General features: G+C 37.8%; 17 protein-coding genes. 11 read left to right on the top strand and 6 right to left on the bottom strand.

Going from position 1 to position 13,482, the window contains the following annotated elements:
• Positions 1–126: 126 nt before the first annotated feature.
• Positions 127–855: a 3-deoxy-D-manno-octulosonic acid kinase gene (locus I6F65_RS17865; RefSeq protein ID WP_197114210.1), complete on the bottom strand. Its 729-nt coding sequence runs from the start codon at positions 853–855 to the stop codon at positions 127–129.
• Positions 856–977: 122 nt separating this feature from the next.
• On the opposite strand from I6F65_RS17865, the gene I6F65_RS17860 reads away from it, so the two are divergent.
• From I6F65_RS17860 to glpG, 6 genes are all read left to right on the top strand, one after another.
• A complete protein-coding gene (locus I6F65_RS17860) occupies positions 978–2,036 on the top strand; it encodes a glycosyltransferase family 9 protein (protein ID WP_024611249.1) in 1,059 nt (352 codons plus the stop codon).
• The gene (gene gmhB, locus I6F65_RS17855; protein WP_197114208.1) at positions 2,036–2,599 is read left to right on the top strand and encodes a D-glycero-beta-D-manno-heptose 1,7-bisphosphate 7-phosphatase; all 564 of its coding nucleotides are present in this window, start codon (positions 2,036–2,038) and stop codon (positions 2,597–2,599) included. Before I6F65_RS17860 ends, gmhB begins: the two co-directional genes overlap by 1 nt.
• A gap of 169 nt (positions 2,600–2,768) precedes the next feature.
• Entirely contained in the window at positions 2,769–3,962 is a 1,194-nt protein-coding gene (locus I6F65_RS17850; RefSeq protein ID WP_197114206.1) for a glycine C-acetyltransferase, read from the top strand.
• Positions 3,963–4,012: 50 nt separating this feature from the next.
• Entirely contained in the window at positions 4,013–5,038 is a 1,026-nt protein-coding gene (gene tdh, locus I6F65_RS17845) for an L-threonine 3-dehydrogenase (RefSeq protein WP_197114204.1), read from the top strand.
• A gap of 68 nt (positions 5,039–5,106) precedes the next feature.
• Positions 5,107–5,424, top strand: a complete 318-nt coding sequence (gene glpE / locus I6F65_RS17840) for a thiosulfate sulfurtransferase GlpE (RefSeq protein ID WP_024611252.1) — start codon at positions 5,107–5,109, stop codon at positions 5,422–5,424.
• Positions 5,421–6,239 carry a rhomboid family intramembrane serine protease GlpG gene (gene glpG / locus I6F65_RS17835; protein ID WP_024611253.1) on the top strand — a complete coding sequence of 273 codons (819 nt, stop codon included), beginning with the start codon at positions 5,421–5,423 and terminating at the stop codon, positions 6,237–6,239. The genes glpE and glpG overlap by 4 nt, the downstream gene beginning before the upstream one ends.
• 10 nt (positions 6,240–6,249) lie before the next feature.
• Here the strand turns inward: glpG and I6F65_RS17830 are convergent, their stop codons facing one another.
• Complete coding sequence (locus tag I6F65_RS17830) at positions 6,250–6,648, bottom strand: flagellar basal body-associated protein FliL (protein WP_024611254.1); 399 nt, start codon at positions 6,646–6,648, stop codon at positions 6,250–6,252.
• Between the two features lie 154 nt (positions 6,649–6,802).
• Here I6F65_RS17830 and I6F65_RS17825 point away from each other — a divergent pair, with 154 nt between their 5' ends.
• Entirely contained in the window at positions 6,803–7,354 is a 552-nt protein-coding gene (locus tag I6F65_RS17825; protein ID WP_024611255.1) for a chorismate lyase, read from the top strand.
• Positions 7,351–8,229, top strand: coding sequence for a 4-hydroxybenzoate octaprenyltransferase (gene ubiA, locus I6F65_RS17820; RefSeq protein ID WP_024611256.1), 879 nt, complete (start codon positions 7,351–7,353; stop codon positions 8,227–8,229). Before I6F65_RS17825 ends, ubiA begins: the two co-directional genes overlap by 4 nt.
• Before the next feature lie 11 nt (positions 8,230–8,240).
• On the opposite strand, the gene I6F65_RS17815 is transcribed toward ubiA, so the two are convergent.
• The 3 genes from I6F65_RS17815 to I6F65_RS17805 all read right to left on the bottom strand — a co-directional run bounded on the left by I6F65_RS17815 (position 8,241) and on the right by I6F65_RS17805 (position 10,651).
• The gene (locus tag I6F65_RS17815; RefSeq protein ID WP_024611257.1) at positions 8,241–8,861 is read right to left on the bottom strand and encodes a 2OG-Fe(II) oxygenase; all 621 of its coding nucleotides are present in this window, start codon (positions 8,859–8,861) and stop codon (positions 8,241–8,243) included.
• Positions 8,862–8,956: 95 nt separating this feature from the next.
• On the bottom strand, positions 8,957–9,841 hold the full coding sequence (locus tag I6F65_RS17810) for a LysR family transcriptional regulator (RefSeq protein WP_024611258.1): 885 nt from the start codon (positions 9,839–9,841) through the stop codon (positions 8,957–8,959).
• Between the two features lie 387 nt (positions 9,842–10,228).
• Complete coding sequence (locus I6F65_RS17805; RefSeq protein WP_024611259.1) at positions 10,229–10,651, bottom strand: DUF2721 domain-containing protein; 423 nt, start codon at positions 10,649–10,651, stop codon at positions 10,229–10,231.
• Between the two features lie 85 nt (positions 10,652–10,736).
• On the opposite strand from I6F65_RS17805, the gene I6F65_RS17800 reads away from it, so the two are divergent.
• The 3 genes from I6F65_RS17800 to tsaD are packed head-to-tail and all read left to right on the top strand — an operon-like array spanning position 10,737 to position 12,732.
• Positions 10,737–11,105, top strand: coding sequence for a DUF2007 domain-containing protein (locus tag I6F65_RS17800; protein WP_024611260.1), 369 nt, complete (start codon positions 10,737–10,739; stop codon positions 11,103–11,105).
• Positions 11,089–11,679, top strand: a complete 591-nt coding sequence (locus tag I6F65_RS17795) for a YjaG family protein (protein WP_166110352.1) — start codon at positions 11,089–11,091, stop codon at positions 11,677–11,679. The genes I6F65_RS17800 and I6F65_RS17795 overlap by 17 nt, the downstream gene beginning before the upstream one ends.
• A gap of 39 nt (positions 11,680–11,718) precedes the next feature.
• Positions 11,719–12,732, top strand: a complete 1,014-nt coding sequence (tsaD, locus tag I6F65_RS17790) for a tRNA (adenosine(37)-N6)-threonylcarbamoyltransferase complex transferase subunit TsaD (RefSeq protein ID WP_024611262.1) — start codon at positions 11,719–11,721, stop codon at positions 12,730–12,732.
• An 11-nt stretch (positions 12,733–12,743) separates the two neighbouring features.
• Here tsaD and plsY read toward each other — a convergent pair whose 3' ends face one another.
• Positions 12,744–13,355, bottom strand: a complete 612-nt coding sequence (gene plsY / locus I6F65_RS17785; RefSeq protein WP_024611263.1) for a glycerol-3-phosphate 1-O-acyltransferase PlsY — start codon at positions 13,353–13,355, stop codon at positions 12,744–12,746.
• Between the last annotated feature and the right edge of the window lie 127 nt (positions 13,356–13,482).

The raw sequence follows: 13,482 nt of genomic DNA, 5'->3' as shown, positions 1-13,482 counted from the left end.
AACTATCAGTTTTTTGTCAAAATATGCACGAAGAGCGAACCCAAAAAGAGATAAAGAAAAAGGACGATTAAAATGCGGCCTGAATCCAATTATCTCTTAATGTCTAACCTATGAACTTATATTAGGTTAACTTATATTAGCGAGCGCTTTGAGGTAGTTGCTATGCAGAGTTTGCCAGTCACTCGCGTGCCAATTGAATGGCTCGTTTCGACCTTGTTCTTTTAAAAATGAGCGCTCAAGACGTGCCATATTACTTTGTTGCCATTGTAGGTTAGGCGCTCTTATTTCACCTCTATCAAAGTCGATAATATACACATCACCAGTATCATCAAACAAAATATTATTAATGTTTAAATCGGCGTGATACACACCTTTTGAATGAAATAGCGCGATTGTTTTAGCTATTCCCTCTAACTCATCTTCAGTCAATGAGCGTTCAATTAATATGTCGAGTACACTTTTAGCGCCTTTAACAGCTTCTGTAATAATATCACCACGATAAATTAATCCGCTGCGAGTTACTTTAGCTGCAATAGGGGTTGGTACGTTTAAACCAAGCTCTATAAGTTTACTCATTAAGCTAAACTCTTTATACACACGGGTTTGTTCAAGCCCAGGGTATAAATACTGATCGCTTAGCAATTTACCCACTAAGCCACCGCGCCAATAATGCCTAAGTACGGCTGTTAATTCGTCTTGCTTAAAAAACCACGCAGTTGCTCGACCTTTTTTAGCGCCCACAATTTTATTTTGTTGTTGCCAATAATTTGCATCAAACCAATCGAGGGTAATTTGGCTTGTGTATTTAGGGTGGCTTAATACAGTGTGGTTGCCTTGCACGTGTTGTTTAAACATAGCTCTGCGTAATTGCTAAATAATGTGCCTATATTAGCGCGTTTTAAAGCTGAGGATAAGTGCTTGCAATAGCGTGATTATAATTTAAGATCGGCTTTTGTATTTAATACCTAAGGGAATGCGTGACTCAAGCTCCTAATTATTCATCTATTTGTATATTAAGACTCTCAGCCATTGGTGACGTATGTCATGGTGTGAGTGCTGTACAAGCTATTCAAAAAGCACACCCTAATGCAAAAATTACGTGGGTTATTGGCAAAATAGAAGCCATGCTACTTGCCGATTTACCGGGTGTTGAGCTGGTGGTATTTGATAAAAAACAAGGCAAAGCAGCGCTTAAAAGCTTAAAGCAACGCTTTAAAGGTCAACAGTTTGATGTACTACTTAACATGCAAGTTGCACTAAGGGCTGGGTTTGTAGCGCGTTGTATTCCGGCAAAAGTAAAAATAGGCTTCGATTGGGCGCGTTCAAAAGAATTACATAGCTTATTTATTAATAAACGAATAGCCCCAGAAGCTCAGGCGCATGTGCTTGAAGGCTTTAAAGGTTTTGCAAAAGCCATCGGTGTAGCTGATTATAAACCGAGTTGGAACATGCCATATACAGAGCAAGACCAAGCGGTTGCCGATGAACTATTAACACCAGAATACCTAACTAATAAACTATTAGTAATATCTCCAGCAGCAAGTAAAGCACAGCGTAATTGGTTGGCTGAACGTTATGCAGCATTGGCTGATTATGCAAGCGAGCAAGGCTTTAAGGTGGTATTGACGGGTGGTCCAACAGAGCTTGAAATTAACCTAGCAAATAGCATTGTAGAGCATAGCAAAACACCTATTTTAAATTTAGTGGGCAAAACGAAACTCAAAGAATTGTTGTGCGTGTTAAAGCGTGGCAGCTTAGTGCTCGCGCCCGATACAGGCCCTGCACATATGGCGGTAACTGTTGGTACGCCGGTTATTGGTTTATATGCACATTCAAACCCAGCACGAACAGGCCCTTACTTATATCAAGATTACGTGGTTGAGGTTTATCATCAAAATTTGCTTAAGCAAACAGGTAAAACAGCTAAGCAAGTACCGTGGGGTACGCGCGTAAAAGGCGATGACTTAATGAGCCAAATTACGGTTGATGATGTAAAAGCGATGTTTAACCATGTTGTACAAAAAGAGTCTTTGTAATGAATGTACAACAAAAAAATAAAGCGCTTTTTTTAGATCGAGATGGCGTGGTAAACGTTGACCATGGTTATGTGTATCAAAGCGATAAATTTGAATTTATTGAAGGTGTTTTTAGCACTTGTAAAGCATTTTATGATGCGGGCTATAAAATCATAATCGTCACTAATCAATCTGGAATTGGTCGAGGTTATTACACCGAAGCTGATTTTTTAGCACTAACTGATTGGATGAAAGCCCAATTTAGTGCGCACAGTATTGAAGTTACCGATGTGTACTTTTGCCCTCATCACCCTAAAAAAGCGCACCCTGAATATTTGAAAGAGTGCAGTTGCAGAAAGCCTGCGCCAGGTATGTTATTGCAAGGCATACAAGAGCATAACATCGACCCTGCTTGCAGTATTATGGTGGGCGATAAACTCAGTGATATGCAGGCTGCAAAAAAAGCAGGGATCACTACCCGCGTTTTAGTGCGTTCAGGTCAAAGCTTTGATGAAAGTGCCAAGCAAGAGGCTGATTTAATTATCGATTCTATAAACAGTTTACCTGCGCTTTTAAAGACATAAATAAACTAAACAGATTAGCCTGTAAACTGGCAGGAATTCCTTCCAGTTTAGGGCGTTTGCGACGAACTGCAAACCGTGCATTTTCCCCATTAAACTTTTACAATACCCCCCATAATAAACAGTCGCTTAAATGTGGTTGTTTACCCGTTCAAATAAATGGAGAACACAGATGAGAGCATCTGCTTTTTTTAGCCAGCTACAACAGCAAATTGAAGACGTAAAAACCGAAGGTTTGTATAAAAGCGAACGTATTATTAAATCTCAGCAGCAAGCTCAAATCGAAGTTGCGTCAGGTAAAGTAATTAACTTTTGTGCTAATAACTACTTAGGTTTAGCTAATAGCCCAGAGCTAATTGAAGCTGCGCAAAATGGTTTAAATAATCATGGTTTTGGTGTTGCGTCTGTTCGTTTTATTTGTGGTACGCAAGATATTCATAAAACACTAGAGAAAAAAATCAGTGAGTTTTTAGAAACAGAAGACACCATTCTATATTCTTCATGTTTTGATGCAAACACAGGCTTGTTTGAAACCATTCTAGGCGCAGAAGACGCTATTATTTCTGATTCATTAAACCATGCATCAATTATAGATGGTGTACGTTTGTGTAAAGCCAAGCGTTTTCGTTATGCAAATAACGACATGGCTGATCTTGAAAAGCAACTTATTGCAGCAGATGAAGCTGGCGTTAAAACGAAACTAATAGCTACTGATGGCGTGTTTTCTATGGACGGCGTTATTTGTAATTTAGAAGCTGTGTGCGACTTAGCTGATAAATACGATGCACTTGTTATGGTTGATGACTCTCATGCTGTTGGCTTTGTTGGCGAAAACGGTAAAGGTACACCAGAGTACTGTAATGTATTAGATCGTGTAGATATTATCACCGGTACATTAGGCAAAGCGCTAGGCGGCGCTTCAGGTGGTTATACTTCGGGTAAAAAAGAAATTGTTGAATGGTTACGCCAACGTTCACGCCCTTATTTGTTCTCAAACTCATTAGCACCTTCAATTGTTACTGCATCAATTAAAGTACTTGAAATGCTAGAAAGTGGCGGCGAGCTTCGCGCTAAACTTTGGTCAAATGCTAAATATTTCCGTGAGCAAATGGAAACTGCTGGCTTTACTTGTGCAGGTAAAGATCATGCAATCATCCCAGTAATGCTAGGAGATGCAAAAGTAGCCTCGTTAATGGCTGATAAGCTACTTGCTGAAGGTATTTATGTTACTGGTTTTTCATTCCCTGTAGTACCAAAAGGGCAAGCCCGCATTCGTACACAAATTTCAGCGGCGCATAGCATTGAGCAACTCGATATTGCTATTGATGCATTTACCCGTATTGGTAAAGAAATGGGCGTTATTTAATTTTATTTTAAACCGAAGCCTCGCTTCGGTTTTTTAGTTGAGTGTGAATTATGAAAGCATTATCTAAATTAAAAGCAGAACCGGGCATTTGGATGACAGATGCACCAAAGCCAGAAGTGGGTCATAACGACTTGCTAATTAAAATTCGTAAAACAGCTATTTGTGGTACCGACGTACATATTTACAAATGGGATGAATGGGCAAGTAAAACGATTCCTACTCCTATGGTTGTTGGTCACGAATATGTTGGTGAAGTCGTTGATATGGGTCAGGAAGTTCGTGGCTTTAAAGTTGGCGATCGCGTATCGGGTGAAGGTCATATTACCTGTGGGCATTGTCGTAACTGTCGTGCTGGGCGTGTACATTTATGCCGCAATACAACGGGTGTTGGCGTAAATCGTGAAGGTGCATTTGCAGAGTATTTAGTTATTCCTGCATTTAACGCATTTAAAATTCCAGATAATATTTCTGATGAACTGGCTTCAATTTTTGACCCATTTGGCAACGCTGTTCATACCGCATTATCGTTCGACTTAGTTGGCGAAGATGTACTTATTACTGGTGCAGGTCCAATTGGTATTATGGCAGCAGCAGTTGCTAAGCACGTGGGTGCTCGCCACGTTGTTATTACCGACGTAAACGAATACCGCCTAGATTTAGCACGTAAAATGGGCGCATCACGTGCTGTAAACGTGGCAAGCGAAAAGCTTGAAGACGTAATAAAAGAGCTAGGTATGACAGAGGGCTTTGATATTGGTCTTGAAATGTCAGGTGTGCCAAGCGCTTTTAATTCAATGCTTAATAACATGAACCACGGCGGTAAAATTGCCATGCTAGGTATTCCACCATCTGATATGGCGGTTGATTGGAACCAAGTTATTTTTAAAGGTTTAGTGATTAAAGGTATTTACGGTCGCGAAATGTTCGAAACGTGGTACAAAATGGCAAGCTTGATTCAATCTGGTCTTGATTTAAACCCAATCATTACACATCAGTATTCTGTGGATGACTTCCAAGCTGGCTTTGATATGATGATTTCAGGTCAGTCAGGTAAAGTAATTTTAAACTGGGATTAGTTCCTCACTAAATTACAAGAAGGGCGGCTTTAGCCGCCTTTTTTATACTATTAATTAAAGAGACTTCAATGGCATTTAAATATATTTCTATAGCGCAAACGTTAGAGCTTTTAGATAAAGAAGACGTTGTAATTGCAGATATTCGTGATCCTAATTCGTATCAAGCTGGTCGTATTCCTGGTTCAGAAGCACTTTCTAACGGTAATATTGCACAATTTATGATGGAAAAAGAATTCGATCAGCCAATTATTATTGTGTGTTACCACGGTATGAGCTCTCAAGGCGCAGCTAGTTATTTAGTTGAGCAAGGCTTTGAAGATGTTTACAGTATGGATGGCGGTTTTACTGCTTGGGAAGCGGCTTATAGCGAGAAAGTAGAGCGATGATAGAGCTTGGCAGTTTAAATAACCCGCGCGCCGCACAGGGCTTTATAGATTATTTAAAAAGCCAAGGTTTGAAAGGGCAATTACATTCAGCAGATGGCAGTAATGTCATTGTTAGTGTGCTTGAAGAGGATTTTCATCAAGTTCAGCCCTTATGGATTGAATTTACACAAAACCCTAACCATGAAAAATACCAGCAAGCATCTTGGGATGTAGGTGGCACACAGTCGCCACTTAAGTATCAAGGGCAATCACTTAATTTAGTTGAGCGTTTTAAAGCGCTTAGTTGGCTTAATCAAACGGTTAGCATATTAAGCATTGTTATTTACGTTGCTTTTTTATTAGGTGGATTTGAGCAAATTTATACGGTGCTGCAATTTAATCCAACTCAACCGCTTAGTTGGTTAACACCTGCGCTTGTGCATTTTAGCGCTATGCATATTGTGTTTAACTTAATTTGGTGGATGTCGCTTGGCGATAACATTGAAAAACAGTGCGGAAAATTAAGTTTAGTCGGGCTTTTTTTAGTAACAGCGCTGTTAAGTAATTGGGCGCAATATTTAATGGTTGGACCCAACTTTGGTGGATTAAGTGGCGTTGTGTACGGTCTACTTGGCTTTTGTTGGATTCATAGCTTTTTAAACCCTAACAAACCAGCTCTGGTTAGTACGGCTATTATTGGTTTTATGTTGATTTGGTTAGTACTTGGTTTTGCTGATGTATTGTTTGTAGGTATGGCTAATTGGGCACATTTAGGTGGGTTAATTAGCGGCATGGCTTACGCATATACCGCGAATATATTTAATGCAAAACGTTAACAGTTAAATACTAATGGTATAAATACTTAGTAAACAGGACTTCACGGATGATCTCTTTTCCTGTTTCTTCTTTTAGTAGGCTTTTAATTTTTTCTGCACATTTTGCGCGTATTTCTTCGCGACCAGTAAGGGATTTTATTTTTTCTTCAGGCTCTTTCGAAAATATTTCGACTAAGGCATCGCGTAGTAAAGGGGTATGGTGCTCAACAATGGCAATGTCTGATGTGTTATTAAGCATTAAATCAATAGTAACGCGCACATAGCCCATTTTTTTACTTGATGCGCCAATGTAATTAGTAATTATATCTGGTTCAAAGCCAAAATAACCAACAGTTGATTCTGCACGCGCTGTTAAGCTCATAAAGCTTGTTATGAATGTAAAAATGCCTACGTATACTATTTTTTTCATATTTAAAGCGTTTTCCTAAACCAGTTACAAATAGTTTATACTTAATAGAGTGTAATAAACAGCGCAGAGCAGTTATTTATGGCAGTAAATCATCACTTTTTCAAATGCATTGGCGATGTTATTATTGCCTCGGTTTTTATTAAATTGAGTTATTGTGACTACTTACCCTATTTTTTTATCCGCCAATTGGCAACATACCTCACAGGTAAATGACTTATCGGCTGTAGAATGTGATTGGTTATTTGAACAGCATTCATTAACAGCTAAATTAAAAAGTCGAGCACAGCTTTTTAGTGTAAAAGTACTTAGCGAGCAGGTTTTTAATTTATCGCAAGAGCAACAAAAGCTACTTAATTGCACTGCATCATCGGCATTAAATAGGGAAGTACTTTTAATGTGCGATGAAATACCAATGGTTTATGCACAAAGCTGGTTGCCTGATAACCAATTGTTAAACCAATCAAAAAATCCTTTGCATAATATGGGGGAGCGCCCTCTAGGCGATGTTATTTTTCAAAACCCAGATCTTGTACGTAAAGATATAGAGATAGCTCGTTTTAATACACATCATTCATTACAACAATTAGTATTAGATCTAGGTTTACCTAAACAAATGTTATTAGGTCGACGCAGTGTATTTTCGCTTAAAGACTACAGCTTTTTAGTCTGTGAAGTATTTTTACCTGGAGCATACCTTTATTCATGAAATTAGCCTATTTAACAACAAAACATCTCCCTTACTATATACAGCTTATGCGTGTAGATAAGCCTATTGGTACCTTATTGTTACTTTGGCCCACTTACTGGGCTTTATGGCTTGCTAATAACGGAATGCCGAGCTTGGTTAACTTTATTGTTTTTACGCTTGGGGTTATTGTTATGCGAAGTGCTGGGTGTGTAATAAATGACTTTGCTGATAGAAAAATAGATGGTTCTGTAAAACGAACGGCTCAAAGGCCACTTGCTTCAGGATTAGTAAGTAGTAAAGAGGCAATTAGTTTATTTGTTTTATTAATCGTTATTGCATTTTTATTGGTATTAATGCTTAGCACTAATACCATTTTACTTTCGTTTGGTGCTTTAGGTTTAGCATTTTGCTATCCATTTATGAAACGTTACACACAACTGCCTCAGGTTGTATTAGGTGCCGCTTTTGGTTGGGCAATACCTATGGCTTATATGGCATCAGTAAATGCATTGCCGGCGCAGGCATGGTTGTTATTTGTTGCTAATATTTGTTGGACAGTTGCCTACGATACTATGTATGCAATGGTCGATAGAGATGATGATTTGAAAATAGGAGTTAAATCGACCGCTATTTTATTTGGTAAATACGACCGTCATATTATTTTTTTACTTAATGCAGCATTTATTGCTTTAGTGGCTTTTATTGGTTTTGTTAATGAGTTACCAATTGTATTTTGGATTGGCTTAGGGTTAGCAACTAGTTTATTAGTTTATCAGCAAAAGTTGATTCATCAGCGTGAGCGGGATGCATGTTTTAAAGCTTTTTTGAATAACCATTATGTAGGCTTAGCTATCTTTATTGGTTTATTGTTTTCATACCCAATCACATTCTAATATGTGGGATTTTACCTTGGTGGGTCAATAATGCCGCTTATAGATGCGTTTTTTCTAAACCAACCGGCTATTGAATAGCGTTTATCTACAGCGGGTAATACTTCGTGAACAAAGCGTTCGCTTTCAAATAATATTAAGGTGCCAGCCGTTGGTTTAATAGTAATTTCTACTTCTTTACTTTTAGGTTTATAAATAACAAGCTCACCACCCTCCGCTGGAGTATTTAAATAAAATACACTAGTAATAACTCTATTAGAGCGACCTTTAAAGGCATCTACGTGTTTTTTATAAAAATCGCCATGCGTGTATTTTGCATAATGACATTCGTAATCAAACAGTCCCATAAATAAAGTGCGGTTGAGTGTTGTTTTAATACTTTCCATAACGGCTTGATAAGTTAGTTGAGCTTGAGAAGTGCCATCAAACCAGTAGGTTTTATCTTTACGAATAGTATCGTCAATTTGAAGGTTATTTAAGCGACCAATGCCAGCGAGTGTAAAATGTGGATTTATACGGTAACAATCAGCCATTAAATCAACAATAAGCTGCTCATTTATTGCATTGTTAATAATGCAGTAGCCTTGTTGTTCTATTTCGGTTAGATAATTGTCGCCGGCTGGTAGGTTAAACATTCATATCAGTAATTTTTTGAAGGTGCGACAGTGTAGCCGAAAAGATTACAAAAGCTATTACTTTTATGTCGCACACATTTTAAAAATAGTGTTGTTTAATTGATTGCAGTTGCTGCTTTTTTTATAAGCGATAACAAGTGCTCTACATGTTCGCCAACCGCTGTTTGTTGGCTAGTTTGTATCACTAGTTGCTCATGGCTTAAGTCTTTATTTGTTTTTAATTGAACTAGTTCTGAATGTTCAGCTACTGTGTTTGCATGCTCGATGCTTGCAATAGCAAAATGATTAGACTTAGCAAGCCCCATCATCACTTGATCAATACTACCGACCTTAATGCTCGACGATTTATTTAAAGAGTCAATTGCCTCATTAAGCATAGTCTGTACTTGTTTTGACTGAGAAAAACAGCCAAACATAGGGTAACTATCTAAATCGTGTTTACTAATATCATTTTTGTGAGCAAGAGGATGATTTTTAGAAACAAACAAAATGAGTTGGTCAGGTAAATGTATATCACTGCCTATGCTATTAATAGCTTGTGAGTAGACGCTAATATCTATTTCACCCTGTTGTAGCTTACGGGTAAGCTCGTGTTGATCTTGCAATTGCATTTCTATTTTTACATGAGGGTACTGTGCTAAAAATTGCCCACAGGAAATAGGTACTATGCTGCTTGCTTTATTAGTATATCCAATCACTAATTTTTCATCAGTATTTCCATTAATAGATTGAAAAATACGTTTTTTGGTTAATTCAAGCTCAGACAATGTGTTTTTGGCGTACTCAAGAAAAAGCTCACCTTCAGGAGTTAGTTTTACTGAACGAGTGGAGCGTTTTACTAATTCATACCCCATTTCATCTTCAAGTGTTTGAATGCTACGAGTAAGCGCTGAAGTGCTGATTTTGGTTTGTTCAGCAGCTTGTCTAAAATGACGCAACACGCCAAGTGCTACAAATTGTTCTAATTGTTCAAATCTCACTTTATAGTCCCTTTTTATAAGTAAGTCGCATATAACGCAAACATCAATAATATTAATTTTTTACTTAAACAATTCTGTAAAATCTAATATTTAAATGTGTTTGCAAGTTTATGACAAATTTTGGTCAGGATATCCCTCTTTTGTTATTAATTAAAGGGGTAAACTGTTACAGAGTATTATTTTTTAGGCCTAGGCCTAATGATTTATTATTTACCTTGTATCCTTTTTCGGGATGAATAAATCATACTAAATACTTGTAAATCAGATTGATAAGCTTTTTATTTAAAGCTAATCATTCTATTTAATGAAAAAGTATGCCACATAATGGCGCATTGATTAAAGCATAATTTATTATCAGTTGAGCAATAATTGATTTGTATCAGCTTTTTATTTAACAAAGTTACGATTAATACGGTTGCTTAGAGGCTTGTTTTCTATGCTTTGTAATTCTATTTCTATAGCATCACACGAGATATGAATTTCAAACAAAGAGGTTAGCAGTGACAAGCTTAAACACGCTAAGCTAATCCCAAACAAAATAATCCCAGTCGTATTAAACTCAATAAACAGAGCAAACATTGATAAAGTACATAATAAAAATGATGCCACGCCATACACTTGCATTGTTCTAATTAGATTAATGCGTTTTCTTAAATTAGTGATTTGTGCAACAACTACAGGGCGTATTGATTCACCTTCACGCGCATTTAATTCTCTAATTAATTGCGCTAGTACTAAAAATCGGTTTGTATAGGCAAGTAACAACAGCGATATTGCCGGAAATAGTAAGCCGGGAGTTGTAAGTGTCATGTTTATTCCTGTGAAATATTGGCTGCTAAATAAGTTTAGTAGACTAGCGTAGGATATTGTATACCCAAAATTAATGAGGTGAAAATTGCAAAATACTAATATTAATACTGATAACTTAGCAGACAGTCAATTTCAGTGGATTACTATTTATCGTGCTGAAAATATATTAGAAGCCAATATTATTAAAGGCTTAATACAAACAGATGGTATTGAGTGTCAAATTAAAGGTGAAATGTTGCAGGGCGCATTGGGTGAAATACCGTTTGAACAAGCTCAAGTTAGTGTGCAGGTTTATACGATTAAAGAGCGCCATGCGCGCGAAATATTGGTAAACTACCAACAAGTAAAAAAATCAGCTCCAGATTGGGTATGTCCTAATTGCAATGAGCATAACGGATCAACATTCGATTTTTGTTGGTCGTGTGAGACATTAAAAAATGACAAAAGCGAATAACTTCCAGCGTATTAGAGATCTAAACTACTTACAGCAAGCTGTTTTAGCGGGTGCTTTAATTGAACGCATGTTGCCTAATTATGGTTTATTTAGTGAAGCGACTGGGTTTGGTGATGAAACTCTACTTCGTAATTCACTAAATGTATGTTGGGAAAAAATACTACTTCCTAAAAGTAAAATAGATCTTGAAAAGCAAATCGAAAAAATAGAGCCAAACGTCCCTGAACTTGCTGACTTTGATATGTTTGGTACTTACCCTGCTATTGATGCTGCTACCTCTCTACTTAGCTTAATGCATGGTTTAATGGCGCAAGACGAACAAGAATTTATTAGTATAAGCAAAATATCACAAGCAACAGTTGCTCGTTTTATTGAATATCAAATGACGGTAGAAGGTGAGGTAGCAGATAATAAGGCTATACGCGAACATCCGTTAATGCAGTACGAAATGGAAGTGCTTGGTGAGTTAATTGATTTTGTTGAAGCTATGGGGCGTATTACCTCTGATAGCGTAAAAGCACTTAAAAAGTTTGCCCTTGAAGATGGTCAAACAAATATTGGTCTTTCGTTATAAAAACAACAAAGTAAAAATTTAAAAGGCAGGAGAAGTACAGTGCGAATTTTAGGCATTGAATCGTCATGTGATGAAACGGGTATTGCAATTTACGATGACGAAAAGGGTTTGTTGGCCCATCAATTATACAGCCAAGTAAAAGTACATGCTGATTATGGTGGTGTAGTGCCTGAGCTTGCATCTCGCGATCATGTTCGTAAAACATTACCACTTATTGATGCTGCATTTGCACAAGCTGGTTGCGGTCCTGAAGATTTAGACGGTATTGCTTACACCGCAGGTCCTGGTTTAGTTGGCGCATTACTGGTGGGCACGTCTATTGGTCGTTCGCTCGCGTACGGTTGGGATATTCCAGCAGTTGCAGTGCATCACATGGAAGGGCATTTACTTGCGCCGATGCTTGAGGAAAACATTCCAGAATTTCCATTTATCGCACTATTAGTTTCTGGCGGTCATACGATGATGGTAAAGGTGGCTGGCATTGGTCAATACGAAGTATTGGGTGAGTCGGTAGATGACGCCGCAGGTGAAGCATTTGATAAAACAGCTAAGTTACTTGGTCTTGATTACCCAGGTGGTCCACGTTTGGCTAAAATGGCAGAGCAGGGTGTTGCTAAGCGTTTTGTGTTTCCTCGTCCGATGACTGATAAACCAGGTCTTGATTTTAGCTTTAGTGGCTTAAAAACTGCTGCATCAATTACTATTAGGCAAAATAGCGATGACGAACAAACTAAAGCCGATATTGCTCATGCATTTCAAACAGCGGTTATTGATACGCTAGTTATTAAGTGTAAACGTGCACTAAAACAAACGGGTATTAAGCGTTTAGTTATTGCCGGTGGCGTAAGTGCAAATACACAATTGCGCTTACAACTTGAGCGAGTAATGAAGGGCATGAAAGGTGAGGTGTTTTATCCTCGGACTGAATTTTGTACCGACAACGGCGCTATGATTGCTTATGCAGGTATGCAGCGTTTAAAGGCTGGTCAGTTTGCAAGTCTTGATATGAAAACAAAACCTCGCTGGCCAATAGATAGCCTTGAGGCGATTTAATTGCCCATATTTTACAGGTTTTTGTTTTTATCAGTGGGTGCTTTTTTAGCATCCACTTTTGGTTCGTCACCAGTAAATAAGCGAATAATATTAGTACGGTGACGAAAAATAATTAATAAAGTAATAAACGTTACAGGTAATGTGTAGAGTGGTTTTATTAGCCAAGTATATAAAGGCGCTAAAGATACAGCCACAAGAGCCGCAAGTGATGAATAACGAGTTATTGCTACTACAACTAGCCAAGTACAAACAAGTAACCCAGCCAACGATAAACCAATAGGTAATAAAGATCCAAATGCAGTAGCGACTGCTTTACCACCTTTAAAGTTAAAAAATACAGGGTACATATGCCCTAAACAAGCTGCTACTGCAACTAAACCTAACTCTAGCGGTTCTAGCTTTAAAAAATAGGCTCCCCAAACTGGAATGGTGCCTTTTAAAATATCAAATACTAAAACCAAGCAAGCAGGCAACGTACCGCCTAATCTGTAAACATTGGTTGCGCCTGGATTATTAGAGCCGTTACTGCGAGGATCAGGAAGTTTGAATAACCGCGACACTAAAATAGCCGATGAAATCGATCCGAGTAAATAAGCTAAAACAAACATTAAAATCGCTAACACGCACTTCCTTAATTTTTTATCATTATACTAACCACATTTAATGTAATTGGTATTGCTTTTGGGCTATTATTGGCGGCAAAATTTATCGTGAAAATGATTATGCCTATTTAATTTTTAGCTAACAAAG

Origin of the sequence: Pseudoalteromonas sp. SWXJZ94C, assembly GCF_015864385.1 — a bacterium.
Taxonomy (GTDB): Bacteria; Pseudomonadota; Gammaproteobacteria; order Enterobacterales; family Alteromonadaceae; genus Pseudoalteromonas.
This window is presented reverse-complemented; position numbering and strand designations above follow the sequence as displayed.